The organism is Streptococcus oralis subsp. tigurinus (assembly GCF_002356415.1).
Classification (GTDB): domain Bacteria; phylum Bacillota; class Bacilli; order Lactobacillales; family Streptococcaceae; genus Streptococcus; species Streptococcus oralis_F.
In genome coordinates this window covers 1,708,437-1,730,000 of the sequence record NZ_AP018338.1, presented here as the reverse complement: position 1 = coordinate 1,730,000, position 21,564 = coordinate 1,708,437, and the positions used below count along the sequence as shown (strand labels likewise).

The 21,564-nt window shown below is 42.0% G+C and carries 23 protein-coding genes, 1 tRNA gene and 1 pseudogene (1 of these 25 cut by a window edge); 23 read left to right on the top strand and 2 right to left on the bottom strand.

The window, feature by feature from the left end; genetic code table 11:
• Nucleotides 1–42: transfer RNA gene (locus tag STO1_RS08850), tRNA-Leu, on the top strand; it begins 42 nt to the left of the window's first position.
• Between the two features lie 109 nt (nt 43–151).
• Here STO1_RS08850 and STO1_RS08845 read toward each other — a convergent pair.
• A pseudogene (locus STO1_RS08845) lies at nt 152–548 on the bottom strand (transposase); the annotation flags it as partial.
• 224 nt (nt 549–772) lie between these two features.
• On the opposite strand from STO1_RS08845, the gene STO1_RS08840 reads away from it, so the two are divergent.
• From STO1_RS08840 to STO1_RS08805, 8 genes are all read left to right on the top strand, one after another.
• The gene (locus STO1_RS08840) at nt 773–2,050 is read left to right on the top strand and encodes a glutamate-cysteine ligase family protein (RefSeq protein WP_033583902.1); all 1,278 of its coding nucleotides are present in this window, start codon (nt 773–775) and stop codon (nt 2,048–2,050) included.
• A gap of 75 nt (nt 2,051–2,125) precedes the next feature.
• On the top strand, nt 2,126–3,610 hold the full coding sequence (gene thrC / locus STO1_RS08835; protein ID WP_096422861.1) for a threonine synthase: 1,485 nt from the start codon (nt 2,126–2,128) through the stop codon (nt 3,608–3,610).
• 60 nt (nt 3,611–3,670) lie between these two features.
• Nucleotides 3,671–4,951, top strand: a complete 1,281-nt coding sequence (locus tag STO1_RS08830; protein ID WP_061588006.1) for an MATE family efflux transporter — start codon at nt 3,671–3,673, stop codon at nt 4,949–4,951.
• A 3-nt stretch (nt 4,952–4,954) separates the two neighbouring features.
• Nucleotides 4,955–5,575, top strand: coding sequence for an HAD family hydrolase (locus STO1_RS08825; RefSeq protein ID WP_033583906.1), 621 nt, complete (start codon nt 4,955–4,957; stop codon nt 5,573–5,575).
• 165 nt (nt 5,576–5,740) lie between these two features.
• Nucleotides 5,741–6,952, top strand: a complete 1,212-nt coding sequence (locus tag STO1_RS08820) for a LysM peptidoglycan-binding domain-containing protein (RefSeq protein WP_000746970.1) — start codon at nt 5,741–5,743, stop codon at nt 6,950–6,952.
• A gap of 149 nt (nt 6,953–7,101) precedes the next feature.
• Nucleotides 7,102–7,965 (top strand): DUF2262 domain-containing protein, encoded by an 864-nt coding sequence (locus STO1_RS08815; protein WP_096422859.1) that lies wholly within the window; start codon nt 7,102–7,104, stop codon nt 7,963–7,965.
• Between the two features lie 158 nt (nt 7,966–8,123).
• A complete protein-coding gene (locus tag STO1_RS08810) occupies nt 8,124–8,549 on the top strand; it encodes a MarR family winged helix-turn-helix transcriptional regulator (protein ID WP_007522862.1) in 426 nt (141 codons plus the stop codon).
• Nucleotides 8,550–8,559: 10 nt separating this feature from the next.
• Nucleotides 8,560–8,922, top strand: coding sequence for a DUF1304 domain-containing protein (locus tag STO1_RS08805; protein ID WP_096422857.1), 363 nt, complete (start codon nt 8,560–8,562; stop codon nt 8,920–8,922).
• A 40-nt stretch (nt 8,923–8,962) separates the two neighbouring features.
• On the opposite strand, the gene STO1_RS08800 is transcribed toward STO1_RS08805, so the two are convergent.
• The gene (locus tag STO1_RS08800; RefSeq protein ID WP_096422855.1) at nt 8,963–9,820 is read right to left on the bottom strand and encodes a DUF975 family protein; all 858 of its coding nucleotides are present in this window, start codon (nt 9,818–9,820) and stop codon (nt 8,963–8,965) included.
• Nucleotides 9,821–9,936: 116 nt separating this feature from the next.
• Here STO1_RS08800 and tgt point away from each other — a divergent pair, with 116 nt between their 5' ends.
• The 14 genes from tgt to STO1_RS08730 all read left to right on the top strand — a co-directional run bounded on the left by tgt (nt 9,937) and on the right by STO1_RS08730 (nt 21,492).
• The gene (gene tgt, locus STO1_RS08795) at nt 9,937–11,079 is read left to right on the top strand and encodes a tRNA guanosine(34) transglycosylase Tgt (RefSeq protein WP_061588011.1); all 1,143 of its coding nucleotides are present in this window, start codon (nt 9,937–9,939) and stop codon (nt 11,077–11,079) included.
• Between the two features lie 133 nt (nt 11,080–11,212).
• The gene (locus tag STO1_RS08790; RefSeq protein WP_096422853.1) at nt 11,213–13,030 is read left to right on the top strand and encodes an acyltransferase family protein; all 1,818 of its coding nucleotides are present in this window, start codon (nt 11,213–11,215) and stop codon (nt 13,028–13,030) included.
• A 140-nt stretch (nt 13,031–13,170) separates the two neighbouring features.
• Nucleotides 13,171–14,322: an N-acetylglucosamine-6-phosphate deacetylase gene (nagA, locus tag STO1_RS08785; protein WP_096422851.1), complete on the top strand. Its 1,152-nt coding sequence runs from the start codon at nt 13,171–13,173 to the stop codon at nt 14,320–14,322.
• Nucleotides 14,323–14,474: 152 nt separating this feature from the next.
• The gene (locus STO1_RS08780) at nt 14,475–14,840 is read left to right on the top strand and encodes a DUF1033 family protein (RefSeq protein ID WP_000286399.1); all 366 of its coding nucleotides are present in this window, start codon (nt 14,475–14,477) and stop codon (nt 14,838–14,840) included.
• 68 nt (nt 14,841–14,908) lie between these two features.
• A complete protein-coding gene (gene comGA / locus STO1_RS08775) occupies nt 14,909–15,850 on the top strand; it encodes a competence type IV pilus ATPase ComGA (protein ID WP_061428665.1) in 942 nt (313 codons plus the stop codon).
• On the top strand, nt 15,798–16,814 hold the full coding sequence (gene comGB, locus STO1_RS08770) for a competence type IV pilus assembly protein ComGB (protein ID WP_162138308.1): 1,017 nt from the start codon (nt 15,798–15,800) through the stop codon (nt 16,812–16,814). Before comGA ends, comGB begins: the two co-directional genes overlap by 53 nt.
• Nucleotide 16,815: 1 nt before the next feature.
• The gene (gene comGC, locus STO1_RS08765; RefSeq protein ID WP_000735798.1) at nt 16,816–17,139 is read left to right on the top strand and encodes a competence type IV pilus major pilin ComGC; all 324 of its coding nucleotides are present in this window, start codon (nt 16,816–16,818) and stop codon (nt 17,137–17,139) included.
• The gene (gene comGD, locus STO1_RS08760; protein WP_172843654.1) at nt 17,102–17,536 is read left to right on the top strand and encodes a competence type IV pilus minor pilin ComGD; all 435 of its coding nucleotides are present in this window, start codon (nt 17,102–17,104) and stop codon (nt 17,534–17,536) included. Before comGC ends, comGD begins: the two co-directional genes overlap by 38 nt.
• Nucleotides 17,499–17,801 (top strand): competence type IV pilus minor pilin ComGE, encoded by a 303-nt coding sequence (gene comGE, locus STO1_RS08755; protein WP_000413383.1) that lies wholly within the window; start codon nt 17,499–17,501, stop codon nt 17,799–17,801. Before comGD ends, comGE begins: the two co-directional genes overlap by 38 nt.
• Entirely contained in the window at nt 17,764–18,225 is a 462-nt protein-coding gene (gene comGF / locus STO1_RS08750) for a competence type IV pilus minor pilin ComGF (RefSeq protein WP_000250700.1), read from the top strand. The genes comGE and comGF overlap by 38 nt, the downstream gene beginning before the upstream one ends.
• Nucleotides 18,203–18,616, top strand: coding sequence for a competence type IV pilus minor pilin ComGG (gene comGG, locus STO1_RS08745; RefSeq protein WP_096422847.1), 414 nt, complete (start codon nt 18,203–18,205; stop codon nt 18,614–18,616). Before comGF ends, comGG begins: the two co-directional genes overlap by 23 nt.
• 32 nt (nt 18,617–18,648) lie before the next feature.
• Entirely contained in the window at nt 18,649–19,239 is a 591-nt protein-coding gene (locus STO1_RS08740; RefSeq protein WP_096422845.1) for a class I SAM-dependent methyltransferase, read from the top strand.
• A gap of 58 nt (nt 19,240–19,297) precedes the next feature.
• Nucleotides 19,298–20,251, top strand: a complete 954-nt coding sequence (locus STO1_RS08735; protein ID WP_084917154.1) for a class I SAM-dependent methyltransferase — start codon at nt 19,298–19,300, stop codon at nt 20,249–20,251.
• 50 nt (nt 20,252–20,301) lie between these two features.
• Nucleotides 20,302–21,492, top strand: coding sequence for an acetate kinase (locus STO1_RS08730; protein ID WP_000167800.1), 1,191 nt, complete (start codon nt 20,302–20,304; stop codon nt 21,490–21,492).
• Nucleotides 21,493–21,564 lie beyond the last annotated feature (72 nt).

Genomic DNA, 21,564 nt, shown 5'->3' with positions numbered 1-21,564 from the left:
AGTGTCCGCAAGGACGTGCCGGTTCGACCCCGGCCGCCGGTATAGTATTAAAGACAAGGTTTCTAGGCCTTGTCTTTTCTTTTATCTGATTATCTGTATTTGCTTGAGTTACTAAAAATTACGGCTCTTTGTCAACTGTAGTGGGTTGAAGTCAGCTAAGTCGAGAAAGGACGAATTTCGTCCTTTCTTTTTTGATGTTGAGAGCGATGAAAATCCGTTTTTGAACTTTTCAAAGTTCTAAAACTAATGGCATTTCGCTTGATAAGTTTGATGAGATTATTAGTCGCTTCTAATTTTGCATTAGAATAGGGTAACTGAAGAGCGTTGACGATTTTCTCTTTGTCCTTGAGGTAGGTTTTAAAGACAGTCTGAAAAAGAGGATGAACCTGCTTTAGATTCTCCTCAATGTGCCTGAGCCTAGAAATTCGAAAGCGAAGCTGTTTAGCTAAGTCATAGTAAGGACTAAACATATCCATCGTAATGATTTTCACCTGACAGCGAACGTTTCTATCGTAGCGAAGAAAGTAATTTCGGATGATAGTTTGTGTGGTTACTTACAGTTTACACCAATGAAACGCTATGAGTTTTTTGTTGCACTATATTTTACAATTTATCACACAAAAATAGGCTCCATAATATCTATAGGGGATTTACCCACTACAAATATTATAGAGCCTTATTTTTGAGTGCCATTCTAATCTTTTTTGCTTAGATTTTTGGTATAATATTATTTATTCACAATTTATTTTGATTATGAAAGTGTTGGTATTTGATGTCTCGTTCGGTTGACTTGCTTAAGAAGCGCTACTTAGAAAATATAAAAGAGAAGCCTGATTTATTTGTGGGAATTGAGTTAGAATATCCTATTGTAAATTTAGAGGGTAAAGCTACAGATAGTGAAGTTGTTAAGGATCTCTTTCGGTATTTACCATCAGTACTGGGCTTTACTATCGAAAAAGTGGATGATTTTGGGAATCCAATTCAGTTACTTGATCTAGTCAGCCAAGATACGATCTTGTTTGAGGTTGCTTATACGACAATTGAGTTTGCATTTGGAAAGGCCGAATCGATCCAAGAGGTAGAAGAACGCTTTAACTTCTATATGGCTACGATTCAGAATAAGTTAGGTGAAGCTAATCATGCTATTGTTGGCTGTGGCCTTCATCCTAACTGGGATAAAAATGAGAATTGTCCAGTGGCTTTTCCCCGCTATCAGATGTTGATGGATTATTTGAACTTAAGTAGAAGTAAGACTAGTAGAGGTTTACACGATTTTCCTGAGTATGGAGCCTTTATCTGCGGTAGTCAGGTTCAACTGGACGTTTCAAGGTCCAACTACCTGCGTGTTATCAATGCTTTTACTCAAATTGAAGCAGCTAAAGCTTATTTGTTTGCAAATTCTGAGTTTTCAGGGGCAGATTGGGATACTAAGATTTCAAGGGATATTTTTTGGGAAGAGTCCATGCACGGGATTTATCCTGAAAATGTTGGCGTCAATCCCAGACTTTTCAAAGATGAGAATGATTTTTTGGATTACCTAAATCATTCTGCGATTTTTACCGCGGAACGTGATGGCGAAACCTATTATTTTTATCCAATTCGTGCAAAAGATTACTTAGGGTCTCCAGAAATTCATGCCTTCGCCCTTGATGGAAAAGAGATTCTTCTTTATCCTCAGGAGAAGGATTTCCAAACTCACCGTAGTTACCAGTACCAAGATTTGACAACTCGAGGTACTATTGAGTTTCGTAGTGTGTGTACACAGCCACTTGATAGGACTTTTACTTCAGCAGCTTTTCACTTGGGCTTGTTGGTTCATTTAGACAAGCTTGAGGCTTACTTGCGAACTGCTCCTTTTTTTACCACAGCTGGTCGTGAATACAAGGCATTGAGGCGACAATTTTCTAAGAAAAGGCTCACAGAGGAGGAAGAAACTGCAATTGTCGAGTTTTCAAAAGGCTTACTCCTTCTAGCTGAGGAAGGACTGGAGAAAAGAGGCAAGCAAGAAATGACCTATTTACAGCCTTTGAAAGAAGAATTGAGCCTATAATTTTTCTAATAAAGCGAGAATTTTCTGAAAAATCATGATATAATGGAAGAGACTATAGATAAAGGATAGAGAGTAATGACATTAGTTTATCAATCAACGCGTGATGCCAACAATATAGTAACTGCTAGCCAAGCTATTTTACAAGGTTTGGCGACGGATGGTGGTCTGCTTACACCACTTACTTATCCAAAGGTGGATTTGGACTTTGACACATTAAAAGATGCTTCTTACCAAGAAGTGGCTAAATTAGTTTTATCAGCCTTTTTAGATGACTTTACGGCTGAGGAGTTGGACTACTGTATCAACAATGCCTACGATAGCAAGTTTGATACTCCAGCTATTGCGCCATTGGTGAAATTGGATGGGCAATACAACTTGGAATTGTTCCATGGTTCAACGATTGCCTTTAAAGATATGGCCTTGTCTATCTTGCCGTACTTTATGACGACAGCCGCTAAAAAGCATGGTTTGGAGAACAAGATTGTCATTTTGACAGCGACATCTGGTGATACTGGGAAAGCTGCGATGGCAGGGTTTGCCGATGTGCCTGGAACTGAGATTATCGTCTTTTATCCAAAGGATGGTGTCAGCAAGGTGCAAGAGTTGCAAATGACTACTCAGACTGGCGACAATACTCATGTTATCGCTATTGATGGAAACTTTGATGATGCGCAAACAAATGTGAAGCACATGTTCAACGATGAAGCTCTTCGTGAAAAATTGGCAGCGAACAAGTTGCAATTTTCATCAGCTAACTCTATGAACATTGGTCGTTTGGTACCACAGATTGTTTATTATGTTTATGCCTACGCTCAGTTGGTCAAGTCTGGTGAGATTGTGACTGGTGAAAAAGTCAACTTCACAGTACCAACAGGAAACTTTGGAAATATCTTGGCTGCCTTTTATGCTAAACAAATTGGTCTGCCAGTTGGCAAATTAGTCTGTGCTTCAAATGACAATAATGTTTTAACTGACTTCTTTAAAACACGTGTTTACGATAAGAAACGTGAGTTTAAGGTAACGACTAGCCCATCTATGGATATCTTAGTATCTTCAAACTTAGAGCGTTTAATTTTCCATCTTTTGGGGAATGATGCGGTTAAGACAGCTGAACTTATGAATGCCTTGAACACGCAAGGACAATATGAGTTGACTGATTTTGATGCAGCAATCCTGGAACTCTTTGCAGCTGAATATGCGACGGAGAAAGAAACTGCGGCAGAAATCAAGCGTGTTTATCAAACAGATGCCTACATCGAGGATCCACATACGGCGGTTGCCTCAGCTGTTTATAGAAAATACCAAGTGGCTACTGGCGATGCGACTAAGACAGTGATTGCTTCAACAGCTAGTCCATACAAGTTCCCAGTGGTTGCAGTAGAAGCGGTAACTGAGAAGGTTGGCTTGACTGACTCTGAAGCTTTGGCTCAATTACATGACATTTCAGGAGTGGCAGTGCCACCAGCGGTTGATGGCCTTGAAACAGCTCCAGTTCGTCATAAAACAACAGTGGCAGCTGCTGACATGCAAGCAGCGGTTGAGGCTTATCTAGGACTTTAAGACAGAGGGAGTAAACTCGGTTGGGAAACCAACTGAGTTTCTTTTCATCAGGAGGAAGGATTGTTTAAGAAAAATAGAGACATTCTTAATATTGCATTGCCAGCTATGGGTGAAAACTTTTTGCAGATGCTCATGGGAATGGTGGACAGTTACTTGGTCGCTCACTTGGGCTTAATCGCTATTTCGGGTGTTTCAGTGGCTGGCAATATTATCACGATTTACCAGGCCATTTTTATCGCTCTGGGGGCTGCTATTTCCAGTGTTATTTCAAAAAGTTTGGGGCAGAAAGATCAGTCCAAGTTGGCTTATCACGTGACAGAGGCTCTCAAGATAACCCTATTGCTGAGTGCACTGTTAGGCACTTTATCGCTCTTTGCCGGGCAAGAGATGATAGGGCTCTTGGGAACTGAGCAGGCTGTGGCCGAGAGTGGTGGGCTCTACCTATCTTTGGTAGGTGGATCGATTGTTCTCTTGGGTTTGATGACGAGTATAGGTGCCTTGATTCGTGCAACTCATAATCCGCGTCTACCCTTCTATGTTGGTCTGTTATCCAATGCCTTGAATATTCTTTTTTCAAGTCTAGCCATTTTTGTCCTTGATATGGGCATAGCGGGTGTTGCTTGGGGGACTATCTTGTCTCGCTTAGTCGGTCTTGTGATTTTGTGGTCGCAATTAAAGCTGCCTTTTGAGAAACCGACTTTTGGACTGGATAAAGACTTACTGACCTTGGCATTGCCAGCGGCAGGGGAACGTCTCATGATGCGAGCTGGAGATGTAGTGATCATTGCCTTGGTTGTTTCTTTTGGGACGGAGGCAGTAGCGGGGAATGCAGTCGGAGAAGTCTTGACCCAGTTTAACTATATGCCTGCCTTTGGCGTCGCTACGGCGACGGTCATGCAGGTAGCTCGAGCAGTTGGAGAGGATAACTGGGAAAGAGTAGATGATTTGAGCAGGCAAACCTTTTGGCTTTCCCTGCTTCTCATGTTGCCCTTAACTCTCAGTATCTATGCCTTGGGGACACCATTGACTCATCTCTATACGACCGATCCTGTAGCGGTTGAAGCGAGCGTTTTGGTGGCACTGTTCTCTCTACTAGGAACCCCCATGGCGACAGGGACAGTTATATATACGGCAGTTTGGCAGGGATTGGGAAATGCTCGCCTCCCCTTTTATGCGACAAGTATTGGGATGTGGTGTATCCGTATAGGGACAGCCTATCTGATGGGAATTGTGCTTGGTTGGGGTTTACCTGGTATTTGGGCTGGAACGTTATTGGACAATGGTTTTCGATGGTTATTTCTACGCTACCGTTACCAAAGTTATATGAGCTTGAAAGGATAGGAAATGAAAAAAACAGCTTTTATTTGGGATTTAGATGGAACCTTATTGGACTCTTACGAAGCGATTTTGTCAGGGATTGAGGAAACCTTTGGTCAGTTTTCTATTCCTTATGACAAGGAGAAAGTGAGAGAGTTTATCCTCAAGTTTTCGGTGCAAGATTTACTGGAGCAGGTGGCAGAAGAGCGAAAACTGGATGTGGAAGTGCTCAATCAGGTGCGTGCCCAGAGTTTGGCTGAGAAGAATGCCCAGATAGTTTTGATGCCAGGTGCGCGTGAGGTGTTGAATTGGGCAGACCAAGTAGGGATTCGGAACTTTGTTTACACTCATAAAGGAGACAATGCCTTTACTATTCTAAAGAATCTGGGATTGGAATCCTATTTTACAGAGATTTTAACCAGTCAGAGTGGCTTTGAGCGCAAGCCTAGTCCAGAAGCGGCTACCTATTTGTTAGACAAGTATCAGCTGGATCCTGAGAAGACCTATTATATAGGGGACCGGACTTTAGATGTGGAATTTGCCAAGAATAGCGGTATTCAAAGCATCAACTTTTTAGAGTCTTCTTTTGAAGGCAATCACATGATTCGAGCACTAGCAGATATTCCTCATATTTTTGAGAGTAAGTAACGAGAAGATTGTGTCAGTTGTGTGACAGAGACCTAACAAACTATTTCAAGTAATCGAGTTTGTTACAAGGAATAGACAGTTCTATTAAATAGGCCCGAGAGGGCTTTTTTTCAGCTTTTTTTGTGTTATGATAGACAGGTACTCATTTGAAAGGAATATGAACGAATGAAGAAAAGAATGATTTTAGCCTCAACAGTAGCCTTGTCATTTGTCCCAGTATTGGCAACTCAAGCAGAAGAAGTCCTTTGGACTGCACGTAGTGTTGAGCAAATCCAAAACGATTTGACTAAAACGGACAACAAAACAAGCTATACAGTACAGTATGGTGATACCTTGAGCACCATTGCAGAAGCCTTGGGTGTAGATGTCACAGTTCTTGCAAATTTGAACAAAATCACCAATATGGACTTGATTTTCCCAGATACTGTCCTCACTACAACTGTCAATGAGGCAGAAGAGGTAACGGAAGTTGAAATCCAAACTCCTCAAGCAGATGCTAGTGAAGAAGTGACGACTGCGACAGCTGATTTGACAACCAATCAAGTGACAGTCGATGAACAAACAGTTCAAGTAGAAGACCTTTCTCAACCAATTGAGGAAGCTCCAACTGCAACAGAGACTGAAAAACCAGCAGAAGTAGCGCCAAGTTCAGAAGTTTCTGAGACAGCGACAGTTGCTGAGGAGACACCATCCACAGAAACACCTGTAGCAGAAGAAACAGCTGAAACGACTCCAGCGGAAGCACCGGTAGCAGAAACAACTAGTCCAGTTGAAGAAGCTCCACAAGTGGCGACTCCAGCTGCCGAAGAAACGGCTGCAACAACTCCAGCAGAAGCACCAGTAGCAGCTGCTCTAGCAACTGAAACACCTGCTGATACAACAGGAACAAGTGTAGCAGAAGAAACAGCAGCATCAACAGCAACTTCTGACACTGCAACTTCGACTTATCAAGCAGAGCAAAGCCAAACTCCTTCAAGAACTTATTCAGCTCCAGCGGCTCCTGACTATGTAGGACTTGCTGTAGCTAAGTCTGAGAATGCTGGTCTTCAACCACAAACTGCAGCCTTCAAAGAAGAAATTGCCAATTTGTTTGGAATTACATCCTTTAGCGGCTACCGTCCTGGTGACAGTGGAGACCATGGTAAAGGATTGGCCATCGACTTTATGGTCCCAGTGAGTTCAGCACTTGGTGATCAAATCGCGGAATACGCGGTTCAAAATATGGCTAGCCGTGGTATCAACTACATCATCTGGAAACAACGTTTCTACGCTCCATACGATAGTAAATATGGACCTGCCTACACGTGGAATCCAATGCCAGACCGTGGTAGTGTGACCGAAAATCACTATGACCATGTCCATGTATCAATGAATTAAGAATAATAAGAAGCTATACATTTAAAAGTGTAGCTTCTTTTTGTGTAAAATAGTATTGATAAGTGAAATAAAATCTAAAACATGTTAAAATGTAAGCGAATACAAAACTATACTAACGCTCTTAAGCATAGAGAGAAAGGATGAAGTGAATGACAAATCGATTAAAAACTCCATTTGAGAAAACAAGAGATGATTTTGAAGAGGAATTTTGTGGTGAAATTGTCGAATTCTTGATTTTTACCCTCCAAAATGTAACTGGGGCCGCTTCTTTAAAAGATGGTTGTAAAATGCCGTCCGTTCATTTTAAAGCTAGTGTCAATGTTGTAACCCAGGAATTCTCTGAACGTGAGGGACGTTTGGAATGGGTATTGACTTCTGAGGAATTTGAAGAAAAGAGATGGGGCTTTAGTTTTGAACCCTACAAAATTCATCATATCAAATGTCAAAAACGCCCCTTCATGGAGTTAGAGCCATATATGTCAGAAGTAGCTAATAACTGCTACCACTTGCTGGAATACCTAGATGACCAATCCTCAGACTCTAGGTTAGAGACCTTGATTGAAACCTACCAAAAACCGGTCATCATTCAAGACGATATTGGCGAATTCACCTTAAACAGAGTCTATTCTTGGTTTGAAGGATTTATCACTTACGAGGGTGGTAAGATTCATGCTATCTTTGCTGCGAGTGCAGATGAAAGTCTCCCTCCAAGTTCTTTTGATGATCTAAAGAAATTTATGGGAACTTTCCAAGTTCAAGATACTCGGATTAAAGACTATATTGTCAAAGAACTGTGGGAAACAGCTCAAGACTGGATAGATTCAGATGAAAATGATGTGGAGTTAACAGAAGAGTATTTTACCAACTCTCTTTCCTTGAGTGAACTATCGATCAACGAAGACGGGGAATTGACCCTCTACTATGATGATAGCGAGGAAATTTTTGCAGGCCATGCCATCGAAGTTGTCATTGATAAAGAGGGAGAAATCCTTCGAGCAGATTTGGTAGGTTAGTGCTGGATTTTATCTTGAATATAGAAATAATAGCCTTTTGGGATTGAAACCAAGAGGCTATTTTTCGTGAGTAAGCAAAATAGTTGCGTTTTTAATCTTTCTGTAATATACTTGATAAATCAATAGTTGATAAATCAAGTGTACGCAAGGAGGTAGAAATGAAAAAAATTAACGACTTACTGTACCAGCTCCATTTAACAGATCAGATGATCACTCAACTTTTTGAGAAACAATTGGGAATTAGTTTGACCCGCTATCAAATCTTGCAGTTTTTACTGCAGCAGTCACCCTGCAACCAGATTGCCGTTCAGGAGAAGTTGCAAATCGATCAGGCTGCCTTGACACGGCACTTTAAAATTCTGGAAAAGGAAGGTTTGGTCAAGCGCAGTCGGAATCCCGAAAACCAGAGGGAGGTTTTGGTGGAAGTGACAGACTTTGCGAGAGAGCAACTCGTAACCAACTCTCCCCAACAACATATAAAGGTAAAGAGTCAGATGGAAAGTGTACTTACAAAAGGAGAGCGAGAAGAGTTCAGTCGCTTGTTAGAAAAGTTGCAATCTGGCTTAGAAGAGATAGAAATTTAAGGAGAAGAATATGTCTATTTTTACAATTGTTTTAGCAACTATCGTTGCTTTGGAGCATTTTTACATTTTTTATTTGGAAAGTGTGGCTACGCAATCAGATACTACTAGTCGCGTGTTTAATGTGGATAAAGAAGAACTGGCTCGTCCTTCAGTGAGTTCATTGTTTAAAAATCAGGGGATTTATAATGCTTTAATAGGTGTCTTTCTCTTGTACGGGATTTATTTCTCGCAAAGTTTGGAAATTGTGACCATCTTTGTTTTATTTGTGCTTGGTGCAGCGACCTATGGTTCTCTGACAGCAGACAAGAAGATTCTTCTGAAGCAAGGTGGGCCTGCTATTTTGACTCTGCTGAGTATGTTACTTTTGAAATAAGAAAACCAGCGTTCTGAACGACGCTGGTTTTTGTAGACTCTTATCCATTTCGACGTTTACGGGCTAGTAGGGCTCTGTAAAAGAAGATGTGATTGTTCTGGATATAGGGAAGGAGCGAAAAGCTAGCAATTCCAAAGGTGATCCAGTTGAGGAAGTACCAAGGGAGTAGTTGTAGGTCGAGGACAAAGCGCTGGAATTTGTAACCCTTCATCAAGAAACGGCTGGTTTTCAGGATTTGCCTTGGTTTAGCCTGTCCTAAATCCAGAGTGTCGCAGAGGAGGAATTCTACCTGCGAGTAGGCATAATGTTGCGGTACGTAGAGGAGATTGCCCACAATCATCAAGATGAGGCTCGCGAAAAAGTAGAAGCCAAAGGTCATAAGGAATTGCTCGATTTCAATGGATGAGAGGTCTAGTTTTGGAAATTCAGGATGCAGGGCAACAAATCTCCGAGCTAAGAGATTGCTATAAAAGAGAAAATAAACGCCTACTAAGTTTGGAATACTCCATAAAAAAAGGTAGAAACGTTTGACGAGCAGAGTTAGGAAGGTTTGCGAGAAGCGCTCTTCAGCAAAGAGGGCTAGACTTGATTTTACTGAGAGTTCTGTATCAGGATCTTTGAGGAGTCGGAGTGTCGCAAAGGCAGCACCTGCTAGAAAAATCGTGCTCACAAAAGAAACCACTAACGGGAAGAGATAGGCTTGGAGAACTTGTGCCAGCATGCTGAAAAAGGATTGCTCTAAAACACTTTCCTGGAGACGAGCCAAGGGGTTGAGAAAGCCTGACAAGATGACCAGCATGCTAGGTAAGAGATAGACGAGAAAGAGGCGGGGATTTTCAGCCTGAAACTGCCTCGTCTGCAGACGAATGGTTTTTAAATCAATTTTTGGGTATTTCATTCTCTCATTATACCATAGTTCGTGACAGTTCCTGGTTTTTTTGATAAAATCATACAGTATGCCTTTGGGCACAAAGTATGAACTGGGACTGTCTTTCCCAGCTTCGGAGGTAGAAAATGTCAGATTCACCAATCAAATACCGTTTGATTAAGAAAGAAAAACACACGGGAGCTCGTCTGGGAGAAATCATCACTCCGCACGGTACCTTCCCGACACCTATGTTTATGCCAGTTGGGACCCAAGCTACTGTCAAGACCCAGTCGCCAGAGGAGTTGAAGGAGATGGGATCAGGAATTATCCTCTCTAATACTTATCATCTATGGCTTCGTCCAGGGGACGAACTCATTGCACGCGCAGGTGGTCTCCACAAATTTATGAACTGGGACCAGCCAATCTTGACGGATAGTGGTGGTTTCCAGGTTTATTCCCTAGCTGATAGCCGAAATATCACCGAAGAAGGCGTAACCTTTAAAAACCATCTCAATGGTTCCAAGATGTTCCTATCACCGGAGAAAGCCATCTCTATCCAGAATAATCTGGGCTCAGACATCATGATGTCCTTTGACGAATGTCCTCAGTTTTACCAACCCTATGATTACGTTAAGAAATCAATTGAACGTACCAGCCGTTGGGCTGAGCGTGGTTTGAAAGCTCATCGTCGTCCGCACGACCAAGGCTTGTTTGGGATTGTGCAGGGAGCGGGCTTTGAAGACCTTCGTCGTCAGTCAGCTCACGACCTTGTTAGCATGGACTTCCCTGGCTACTCTATCGGTGGTTTGGCTGTGGGAGAAACGCACGAAGAAATGAATGCAGTCTTGGACTTCACAACTCAACTGCTGCCTGAAAACAAACCTCGCTATTTGATGGGTGTGGGAGCGCCAGATAGCTTGATCGATGGAGTTATTCGTGGTGTGGATATGTTTGACTGTGTCTTGCCGACTCGTATCGCTCGTAATGGGACTTGTATGACTAGCCAAGGTCGTTTGGTTGTCAAAAATGCCCAATTCGCTGAAGATTTTACGCCACTGGATCCTGAGTGTGATTGCTATACATGTAAGAACTACACACGCGCCTACCTTCGTCACCTGCTCAAGGCTGACGAAACCTTCGGTATCCGCTTGACTAGCTACCACAATCTCTACTTCTTGCTCAACCTGATGAAGCAAGTCCGTCAAGCCATCATGGATGACAATCTCTTGGCATTCCGTGAGTATTTTGTAGAAAAATATGGTTACAATAAGTCGGGCCGCAATTTCTAAAATGGAATTTATAGAAGCTAAAAAATCCTACGTTTTCTCGTAGGATTTTTCTTCTTTTTTTGATAAAATAAGGTGTATTATGGAATAAAAATTAGATGTTTTTAAGATCTAATTGAGTGGGGAATAAACTCGTATGCGTATTAAATGGTTTTCCTTGATTAGGATTACAGGTTTACTTTTGGTGCTTTTGTACCACTTCTTTCAAACGATCTTTCCTGGAGGCTTCTTTGGGGTAGATGTCTTTTTCACTTTTTCAGGATTTTTGATCACTGCCCTCCTTTTAGAAGAATTCGGGAAGGCACGCCAGATTGATTTGTTGGGCTTTTTTAAGAGACGGTTTTACCGCATCGTGCCACCTGTAGTGCTGATGGTTTTGGTGACCATGCCTTTTACTTTCTTGGTTCGTCAAGACTATGTTGCTGGAATTGGTGGCCAGATAGCTGGAGTTCTCGGTTTTATGACCAACTTCTACGAAATGTTAACAGGGGGGAGTTATGAATCCCAGTTCATTCCGCATCTCTTTGTTCACAACTGGAGTCTAGCTGTTGAGGTTCACTACTATATCCTTTGGGGCTTAGCGGTTTGGTTCTTATCGAAACGTTCAAAATCTAGTAGTCAATTGAGAGGGATGGTCTTTCTCCTTTCTGCAGGAGCTTTTATCATTAGCTTTTTCTCCATGTTTATTGGTAGTCTAATGGCGAGTTCCTATTCATCTGTCTACTTTTCAAGTTTAACCCATGTCTATCCCTTCTTTTTAGGAAGCATTTTGGCGACAGTTGTGGGGGTTCGTCAGACGAGCGATTTAGTCAAGCAGTTTGACCGGATGTGGAATCTTCGTCAAAATCTACTGGTATTTGCTGCAGGTCTCTTGGTGTTAATGCTCTTGACTTTCTTTGTCAAGTTCACCTACCTGTTTGCGTACTTATTTGGCTTCTTGCTAGCAAGTTTAGCGGCAGTGACTATGATTTTTGCTGCGCGTGTCTTGCATGAGAAAACGCCTGAGATACAAGAACCTCGGATAATCACATTTTTAGCGGATACCAGCTACGCGGTTTATCTCTTCCACTGGCCTTTTTATATTATCTTTTCTCAGTTGATGAGTAATCTGCCTGCTGTTATTCTGACAATTATCTTTTCTTATTTCTTTGCTATCCTATCCTTCTATATTATTGAGCCATTGATTGCCGGTAAATCCAATCCTTTAATACGGAAGATTAGTCGATTGCCTCATATTAAACCAATTAGTGCTGGTGCTGCTGTCATTCTTACCTTGATTAGCTTGATTATCATAGCTGTGGCTCCTCAAGTTGGAGCTTTTGAGACAGACTTGATGGTCAATGGTTTCAAACAAGCCCAGACTAATATAGGACAAACAAAGACTCTTGCTGAACAAGCTGAACTGAGTCGTCTAGGAATTTCTGATGGAACAAGCCTAATAGGAGATTCGGTAGCCTTGCGTGCCAATACAGCCTTACAAGAGGCACTTCCTGAAGCAAATATCAATGCCCAGATTAGTCGAACGACCAAGCAAGCCAATGATATTATGCTCAATAACAGTCAGAACAAGGCGCTGCTAAAAACTGTTGTCATTGCAACGGGAGTCAATAATCCTGAAGGCTATAAGAATGATTTGGATAGCATTGTGAACAATCTACCGAAAGGACACCATCTGATATTGGTGACACCTTATGAGGGAGATAAGAGTAAGGACACTTACACATCAGTGGAGCAGTATGCGGCTTATGCGAGAGAATTAGCTGAAAAGAATCCATATGTGAGCATCGCTGACTGGAATAAGATTGCTAAGGAACACCCTGAAATCTGGGCTGGAACTGACCAAGTCCACTTTGGAAATGATAGCAACATGATTGAAGAAGGTGCTAAACTTTACGCAGAAACGATTGCAGCTGCTGTCAAGGCTGCTCAAGAACTGCCTGTAAAATCAAAATAAGATCAAAGAGTTGGAGAAATCCAGCTCTTTTAAAATATCTCTAGAAAATAGGTCTATACCATTTACAAATGAAAAGGAAAGGTTTATAATGTAATTGACATAATAAATTTTAGAATCAATCTATCAAGGAGGTTATCATTATGCCTAATTATATTAAAGCGGATCAGTTTTTCTACCCACACGGAGTTCGTCGTGGCGGTTACTTGGAACTTGTGGATGGCAAGTTTGGAAAGCATGTGGCTCAAATTCCTGAAGGAGCTGAGGTGATTGACTATACAGGTTATAGCATTGCCCCAGGACTTGTGGATACCCACATTCATGGATTTGGCGGTGTGGATGTCATGGACAATAACATCGAAGGGACCCTTCATACCATGAGTGAAGGACTACTTAGTACAGGTGTCACCAGCTTCTTGCCAACGACGTTGACTTCCTCTTACGAGCAGTTGCTTGCGGTAACTGAAAATATCGGTGCTCGTTACCAGGAAGCAAGTGGAGCCAAGATTCGTGGGATCTATTTTGAAGGCCCTTATTTCACAGAGAAATACAAAGGAGCTCAAAACCCTGCTTACATGAAAGATCCTCGTATGGATGAGTTTCGTGCTTGGCAAAAAGCAGCAAATGGCTTGCTTAATAAAATTGCCCTTGCACCAGAACGTGAAGGTGTAGAAGACTTTGTTCGTACGATTACGGGCGAAGGTGTGACTGTTGCTCTTGGACACTCCAATGCGACTTTTGAAGAAGCTAAAAAAGCAGTCGATGCTGGAGCGAGTGTTTGGGTGCATGCCTACAATGGGATGCGTGGCTTGACTCACCGTGAGCTCGGTATGGTGGGAGCCATGTATGAATTGCCACATACTTACGCTGAATTGATTTGTGACGGTCACCACGTAGATCCAAAGGCCTGTGATATTTTGCTCAAACAAAAAGGAACTGAAAATATCGCTCTTATCACAGACTGTATGACAGCTGGTGGCTTGGAAGATGGAGACTACATGTTGGGAGAATTCCCAGTAGTAGTTGCCAATGGAACTGCTCGCCTCAAATCTACAGGCAATTTGGCAGGTTCTATCCTTAAACTCAAAGATGGTTTGAAAAATGTAGTCGAATGGGGCATTGCGAACCCGCATGAAGCCGTCATGATGGCCAGCCTCAACCCAGCAAAATCTGTTCACATCGATGATGTCTGTGGTCAAATCCGTGAAGGTTATGACGCTGACTTTATCGTACTAGATAAAGATTTGGAATTGGTAGCAACCTACCTAGATGGTGTGAAACGTTATCAAGCTTAAGATGATAAAATAGGGGTCAATAAAGGACTCCTATTTTTATTATCAGATGAAAATAATAGGATTAAAGAAATTGCTAATGGGGGAAACAAGCAAAATCCTTTTCTTGTAATAAAAAATTAGATATAATATACGATACAAAGGAAGTAGTAAGAATGTATCGTGTTATAGAAATGTATGGGGACTTTGAACCGTGGTGGTTCATAGAAGGTTGGGAAGAAGATGTCATCATGAGTCAATCTTTTGACAAGTATTATGATGCTCTAAAATATTATAAATCATGCTGGTTTGAGCTGGAAAAGAAGAATCCTCTTTATAAGAGTCGAAGTGATTTGATGACTATTTTTTGGGATCCTGCCGACCAACGCTGGTGTGATGAGTGCGATGAATATTTGCAACAGTACCATTCTTTGGCACTTTTACAGGATGAGCAAGTCATCCCCGATGAAAAGCTACGTCCAGGCTACGAAAAACAAACAGGTCAAGAAAAGCACCGTTCTTGCCGCATGAAATGGAGATAAAAAGTAACTTTTTAAGTTGCTTTTTATTTTTTTCAATTTTTTTCGAATAGTTAGATAAGGAGGGCGGTATGGTACAAGAAATTGCACAGAAAATTATTGCGACTGCGAAAGAAAAGAAGGCTCAGGATATCTATTTCATTCCCAAGGAAAAGTCCTATGAGCTTCACATGCGGGTTGGAGACGAACGATGTCTCGTTGACTCCTATGAGTTTGATGTTTTAGCTGCTGTGATTAGTCATTTTAAGTTTGTAGCGGGTATGAATGTAGGGGAGAAGAGACGTAGTCAGCTGGGATCTTGCGACTATCAGCATGGGGAGAAGGTGTCTTCTCTGCGTTTGTCTACCGTGGGAGATTATCGGGGACATGAGAGTTTGGTCATTCGTTTGTTGCACGATGAGGAGCAGGAGCTGCATTTCTGGTTTCAGGATATGAATGAACTGGGTGAGCAGTACAGGCAACGGGGGCTCTATCTCTTTGCAGGTCCAGTCGGCAGTGGTAAGACAACACTGATGCACGAATTAGCCAAGTCTCTCTTTAAGGGGCAGCAGGTCATGTCCATTGAAGATCCTGTCGAAATCAAGCAGGAAGACATGCTCCAGTTGCAGTTAAATGAGGCGATTGGCTTGACCTATGAAAATCTCATCAAACTGTCTCTTCGGCATCGTCCTGATCTCTTGATTATCGGTGAAATTCGTGACAGCGAGACAGCGCGTGCAGTGGTCAGAGCCAGTTTGACAGGGGCGACAGTTTTTTCAACCATTCATGCCAAGAGTATCCGAGGAGTTTATGAACGCCTTCTGGAGTTGGGGGTGACGGAGGAGGAACTAGCAGTTGTCCTGCAAGGCGTCTGCTACCAGAGATTAATCGGGGGAGGAGGAATCGTTGACTTTGCAAACAAAGACTATCAAGAACACCAGCCAACTAGCTGGAATGAGCAGATTGATCAGCTTCTTAAAGATGGACATATCACAAGTCTTCAGGCTGAAACGGAAAAAATTAGCTACAGCTAAGCAGAAGAAAATCATCACCCTGTTTAACAATCTCTTCTCCAGTGGTTTTCATTTGGTGGAAATTATTTCTTTCTTGGGTAGAAGTGCTTTGTTAGAAAAAGACTATGTGACACAGATGCACCAAGGACTGTCTCAGGGAAAATCTTTCTCAGAAATGATGGAGAGTTTAGGGTTTTCAAGTGCCATTGTGACTCAGCTATCCCTAGCTGAAGTTCATGGCAATCTTCACCTGAGTTTGGGAAAGATAGAAGAATATCTGGACAATCTGGCCAAGGTCAAGAAAAAGTTAATCGAAGTAGCAACCTATCCTTTGATTTTGCTGGGATTTCTCCTGCTAATCATGTTGGGGCTCAGGAATTATTTGCTCCCCCAACTGGACAGTAGCAATATCGCCACTCAAATCATCGGCAATCTGCCACAAATCTTTCTGGGACTAGTGTTGGTTTGCTCTCTGTCTCTACTTTTAGCTCTCACTTTTTACAAAAGAAGTTCCAAGATGCGGGTCTTCTCGATGTTAGCGCGGATTCCCTTTCTAGGAATCTTTGTCCAGACTTATCTGACAGCTTATTATGCGCGTGAATGGGGCAATATGATTTCACAGGGAATGGAGCTGACGCAGATTTTTCAAATCATGAAGGAACAAGGTTCCCAACTCTTTAAAGAAATCGGTCAAGATTTGTCTCAAGCCCTGCAAAATGGCCGTGAATTTTCTCAAACCATAGCGACCTATCCTTTCTTTAAAAAGGAGTTGAGTCTCATCATCGAGTATGGAGAAGTCAAGTCCAAGCTGGGGAGTGAGTTGGAAATCTATGCTGAAAAAACTTGGGAAGCCTTTTTTACCCGAGTCAACCGCACCATGAACTTAGTACAGCCACTGGTTTTTATCTTTGTGGCCCTGATTATCGTTTTACTTTATGCGGCAATGCTTATGCCCATGTATCAAAATATGGAGGTAAATTTTTAAAATGAAAAAACTCATGACAAATTTAAAAAAAGCCAAGGTTAAAGCTTTCACTTTGGTAGAAATGTTAGTCGTCTTGCTTATCATCAGCGTACTCCTCTTGCTCTTTGTGCCCAATTTGACCAAGCAAAAGGATGCCGTAGATGATAAAGGAAAAGCTGCTGTTGTCAAGGTTGTGGAAAGCCAGGCAGAACTCTATCGTTTGGACAAAAATGATGACGCCAGCCTCAGCAAATTACAAGCGGACGGTCGTATCACAGCTGAGCAAGCCAAAGCTTATAAAGACTACCATGCAAAACAAAAAACAAGTCAAACTGTTGCAGATTAAGGCCTTTACTATGCTGGAAAGTCTCTTAGTTTTGGGACTTGTGAGTATCCTTGCCCTGGGCTTGTCTGGTTCTGTTCAATCCAGTTTTGCAGCGGTAGAAGAGCAGATTTTCTTTATGGAGTTTGAAGAACTCTATCGGGAAACGCAAAAACGCAGTCTAGCCAGTCAGCAAAAGACCAGTCTGAACTTAGATGGACAGACGATCAGCAATGGCAGTCAAAACTTGACCGTTCCTAAAGGAATTCAGGCACCCTCAGGACAAAGCATTATATTTGACCGAGCTGGAGGCAATTCGTCCCTGGCTAAGGTTGAATTTCAAACCAGCAAAGGAGCGATTCGCTATCAATTATATCTAGGAAATGGAAAAATTAAACGCATTAAGGAAACAAAAAATTAGGGCAGTAATCTTACTAGAAGCAGTAGTAGCTTTGGCTGTGTTTGCCAGCATTGCGACCCTTCTTTTGGGGAAAATTCAGAAAAATAGACAAGAAGAGGCAGAAATCTTGCAAAAGGAAGAAGTCTTGCGTGTGGCGAAGATGGCTCTGCAAACAGGGCAAAATCAGGTAAACATAAATGGAGTGGAGATTCAGGTATTTGCTAGTGAAAAAGGATTGGAGGTCTACCATGGTTCAGAGAAATTGCTCGATCTTAAAGAGCAGTAAGGTAAGAGCTTTCACTCTTTTAGAATCTCTGATTGCCCTTATCGTCATTAGCGGAGGTTTGCTACTTTTTCAAGCTATGAGTCAGCTCCTCATTTCAGAAGTTCGTTACCAGCAGCAAAGCGAGCAAAAAGAGTGGCTCTTGTTTGTGGATCAACTGGAGGCAGAGTTAGAGCGTTCGCAGTTTGAAAAGGTAGAAGGCAATCGCCTCTACATGAAACAGGATGGTAAGGATATCTCTATAGGGAAATCTAAATCGGATGATTTTCGGAAGACCGATGCCAGCGGACGGGGCTACCAACCTATGGTTTATGGACTTAAATCAGCTCAAATTACAGAGGGAAATCAACTGGTTCGCTTCCGTTTCCAGTTTCAAAAAGGCTTAGAAAGGGAGTTCATCTATCGTGTGGAAAAAGCAAAAAGTTAAGGCAGGCGTTCTCTTATATGCAGTCACCATGGCAGCCATTTTTAGCCTTTTGTTGCAGTTTTATTTGAATCGGCAAGTCGCCCATCACAAAGACTTTGCCCTAAACAAAGAAAAGTTGGCAGCTTTTGCTATGGCCAAGCGAAGTAAAGATAAGGTTGAACAAGAAAGTGGAGAACGAGTCTTTAACTTAGGAAAAGTCAGGTATCACAATACGAAAACAGGTTTTGCAACAAGTGTTCGTATGAATAAGGGCAACTATGAATTTCTCTTTCCTCAGATGAAAACCCAAGAAAAGAGAACAGCTAAAAAGGAAGAGGTAGCGACTGATTCAAGCAATCAAGCAGGGAAGAAAAAATCAGAAGAAAAGCCTGAAAAGAAAGATAATTCCTAGTCAATTCAACTACTTTGTGCTAAACTAAAAACATGAAACACGATTTTAATCACAAAGCAGAAACCTTTGATTCCCCTAAAAATATCTTCCTTGCAAACTTGGTTTGTCAGGCAGTTGAAGCACAGATTGATTTTCTATCAGACAAGGCAATTCTGGATTTCGGTGGTGGGACAGGTCTATTAGCTTTGCCCCTAGCCAAGCAGGCCAAGTCGGTTACCCTTGTAGATATCTCGGAGAAAATGCTGGAGCAAGCCCGTTTGAAAGCAGAGCAACAAGACATCAAGAATATCCAGTTTTTGGAGCAGGATTTACTGGCAAATCCCTTGGAACAGCAATTTGACCTGATTGTTGTCAGTCGGGTTCTTCATCATATGCCTGATCTAGATGCAACTCTTGCCATGTTTTACCATCACCTTAGGGAGAATGGACAAGTTCTCATCGCTGATTTTGTCAAGACAGATACCAACCATCATGGTTTTGATTTAGCTGAACTGGAAAATAAGTTAATTCAGCAGGTTTTTTCATCTGTGCATAGTCAGATTCTCTATAGCGCTGAAGAATTGTTTCAAGGAAATTATTCAGAACTCTTTTTAACAGTAGCCCAAAAATCACTCGCTGACTAAAGCAGTGATTTTTTCTCTTCAGATGGAAAAAAGGAGGGAAATTTGATAAGATAGGAATATGGATTTTGAAAAAATTGAACAAGCTTATACGTATTTACTAGAGAATGTCCAAGTCATCCAAAGTGATTTGGCGACCAACTTTTATGATGCCTTGGTAGAGCAAAATAGTATCTACCTGGACGGCGAGACCGAGCTAGAGCAGGTCAAAGAGAACAATCAAGCCCTTAAACGCTTAGCGCTTCGCAAGGAAGAGTGGCTCAAGACCTACCAGTTTCTCTTGATGAAGGCGGGACAAACGGAGCCTTTACAGGCCAATCACCAGTTTACGCCGGATGCCATTGCCCTCCTCTTGGTACTTATTGTGGAAGAGTTGCTGGATCAAGAGGAAATTAGCATCCTCGAAATAGGTTCTGGTATGGGGATTTTGGGGGCTACTTTCTTGACTTCTCTTGCTAAAAAAGTAGATTACTTGGGAATCGAAGTGGATGACTTGCTGATTGATTTGGCAGCCAGTATGGCAGATGTGATTGGTTTGCAGGCTGGTTTTGTCCAAGGAGATGCCGTTCGTCCGCAAATGCTTAAAGAAAGCGACGTGGTCATCAGCGACTTGCCTGTAGGCTATTACCCAGACGATGCCATCGCTTCTCGCTATCAAGTGGCTTCTAGTCAAGAGCATACCTATGCCCACCATTTGCTGATGGAACAAGGCTTCAAGTACCTTAAGTCAAATGGCTATGCTATTTTTCTAGCTCCGAGTGATTTATTGACCAGCCCTCAAAGTGACTCATTAAAAGGGTGGCTCAAAGACGAAGTGAGTCTGGCTGCTATCATCGCTCTGCCAGAGGATATTTTCTCAACTGCAAGCCAAGCTAAAAGTATTTTTGTCTTACAGAAGAAAAGAGACAAGGAAATAGAACCCTTTGTCTACCCTCTTACTAGCTTGCAAGATCCGTCAGTTTTGTTGACCTTTAAAGAAAATTTTCAAAATTGGAGCAAAGGTACTGAAATATAAAAGAGATTTTGTTATAATAGATGAAAACGCTTAAAAAGAGGTATCATCTTATGACAAAAACAATTGCAATCAATGCAGGAAGCTCAAGCTTGAAATGGCAACTATACCAAATGCCAGAAGAAACTGTATTGGCGAAAGGCTTGATTGAACGTATTGGCTTGAAGGATTCCATTTCAACAGTAAAATTTGACGGTCGTTCGGAGCAACAAATTCTTGATATTGAAGACCATACACAAGCCGTTAAAATTTTATTAGATGACTTGATTCGTTTTGACATTATCAAAGGGTACGACGAAATTACAGGTGTCGGCCACCGCGTCGTTGCAGGTGGTGAATATTTCAAGGAATCAACAGTTGTTGAGGGAGATGTGTTAGAAAAAGTTGAGGAATTGGGACTGTTGGCTCCTCTTCACAATCCAGCTAACGCAGCTGGAATTCGCGCATTTAAGGAATTGCTGCCAGATATTACCAGTGTTGTCGTATTTGATACCTCATTCCACACAACCATGCCAGAGAAGGCTTATCGCTACCCTCTACCAACTAAATACTACACAGACAACAAGGTTCGTAAATATGGTGCCCACGGGACAAGCCACCAGTTTGTCGCAGAAGAAGCAGCGAAACTTTTGGGTCGTCCTCTAGAAGATTTGAAATTGATTACCTGCCATATTGGTAACGGGGCTTCTATCACAGCTGTTAAGGGTGGGAAGTCTGTGGATACTTCTATGGGATTCACACCACTTGGAGGTGTGATGATGGGAACTCGTACAGGAGATATTGACCCTGCTATCATCCCTTATCTCATGCAATATACAGAGGATTTCAATACCCCTGAAGATATTAGTCGCGTTCTCAATCGTGAATCAGGGCTCATGGGAGTTTCTGGCCAGTCAAGCGATATGCGTGATGTGATTGCTGCCATGGAAGCAGGAGACCATGATGCAACTTTGGCTTATGAAATGTATGTTGATCGTATCCAAAAACATATCGGCCAATATCTTGCAGTCCTAAATGGAGCAGATGCGATTATCTTCACAGCAGGTATCGGTGAAAATGCTGCAAACGTACGTGAAGATGTCATCTCAGGTATCTCTTGGTTTGGTTGTGATGTGGATCCAGAAAAGAACGTCTTTGGTGTAACGGGAGATATCTCAACTGATGCGGCGAAAATCCGTGTCTTGGTTATTCCAACAGATGAAGAATTGGTGATTGCACGCGATGTTGAGCGCTTGAAAAAATAAGTAAATACACGTAAAATTTGATTGTAAAAAGAAGTTGGGAAAGAGATTTTCCAGCTTTTTTTATGTAGAAAA

Coding starts and splice junctions, on each gene's coding strand:
- STO1_RS08840 (WP_033583902.1), top strand. CDS start 773: ATGTCTCGTTCGGTTGACTTGCTTAAGAAGCGCTACTTAGAAAATATA.
- thrC (WP_096422861.1), top strand. CDS start 2,126: ATGACATTAGTTTATCAATCAACGCGTGATGCCAACAATATAGTAACT.
- STO1_RS08825 (WP_033583906.1), top strand. CDS start 4,955: ATGAAAAAAACAGCTTTTATTTGGGATTTAGATGGAACCTTATTGGAC.
- STO1_RS08820 (WP_000746970.1), top strand. CDS start 5,741: ATGAAGAAAAGAATGATTTTAGCCTCAACAGTAGCCTTGTCATTTGTC.
- STO1_RS08815 (WP_096422859.1), top strand. CDS start 7,102: ATGACAAATCGATTAAAAACTCCATTTGAGAAAACAAGAGATGATTTT.
- STO1_RS08810 (WP_007522862.1), top strand. CDS start 8,124: ATGAAAAAAATTAACGACTTACTGTACCAGCTCCATTTAACAGATCAG.
- STO1_RS08805 (WP_096422857.1), top strand. CDS start 8,560: ATGTCTATTTTTACAATTGTTTTAGCAACTATCGTTGCTTTGGAGCAT.
- STO1_RS08800 (WP_096422855.1), bottom strand. CDS start 9,820: ATGAAATACCCAAAAATTGATTTAAAAACCATTCGTCTGCAGACGAGG.
- tgt (WP_061588011.1), top strand. CDS start 9,937: ATGTCAGATTCACCAATCAAATACCGTTTGATTAAGAAAGAAAAACAC.
- STO1_RS08790 (WP_096422853.1), top strand. CDS start 11,213: ATGCGTATTAAATGGTTTTCCTTGATTAGGATTACAGGTTTACTTTTG.
- nagA (WP_096422851.1), top strand. CDS start 13,171: ATGCCTAATTATATTAAAGCGGATCAGTTTTTCTACCCACACGGAGTT.
- STO1_RS08780 (WP_000286399.1), top strand. CDS start 14,475: ATGTATCGTGTTATAGAAATGTATGGGGACTTTGAACCGTGGTGGTTC.
- comGA (WP_061428665.1), top strand. CDS start 14,909: ATGGTACAAGAAATTGCACAGAAAATTATTGCGACTGCGAAAGAAAAG.
- comGB (WP_162138308.1), top strand. CDS start 15,798: ATGGACATATCACAAGTCTTCAGGCTGAAACGGAAAAAATTAGCTACA.
- comGC (WP_000735798.1), top strand. CDS start 16,816: ATGAAAAAACTCATGACAAATTTAAAAAAAGCCAAGGTTAAAGCTTTC.
- comGD (WP_172843654.1), top strand. CDS start 17,102: ATGCAAAACAAAAAACAAGTCAAACTGTTGCAGATTAAGGCCTTTACT.
- comGE (WP_000413383.1), top strand. CDS start 17,499: ATGGAAAAATTAAACGCATTAAGGAAACAAAAAATTAGGGCAGTAATC.
- comGF (WP_000250700.1), top strand. CDS start 17,764: ATGGTTCAGAGAAATTGCTCGATCTTAAAGAGCAGTAAGGTAAGAGCT.
- STO1_RS08740 (WP_096422845.1), top strand. CDS start 18,649: ATGAAACACGATTTTAATCACAAAGCAGAAACCTTTGATTCCCCTAAA.
- STO1_RS08735 (WP_084917154.1), top strand. CDS start 19,298: ATGGATTTTGAAAAAATTGAACAAGCTTATACGTATTTACTAGAGAAT.
- STO1_RS08730 (WP_000167800.1), top strand. CDS start 20,302: ATGACAAAAACAATTGCAATCAATGCAGGAAGCTCAAGCTTGAAATGG.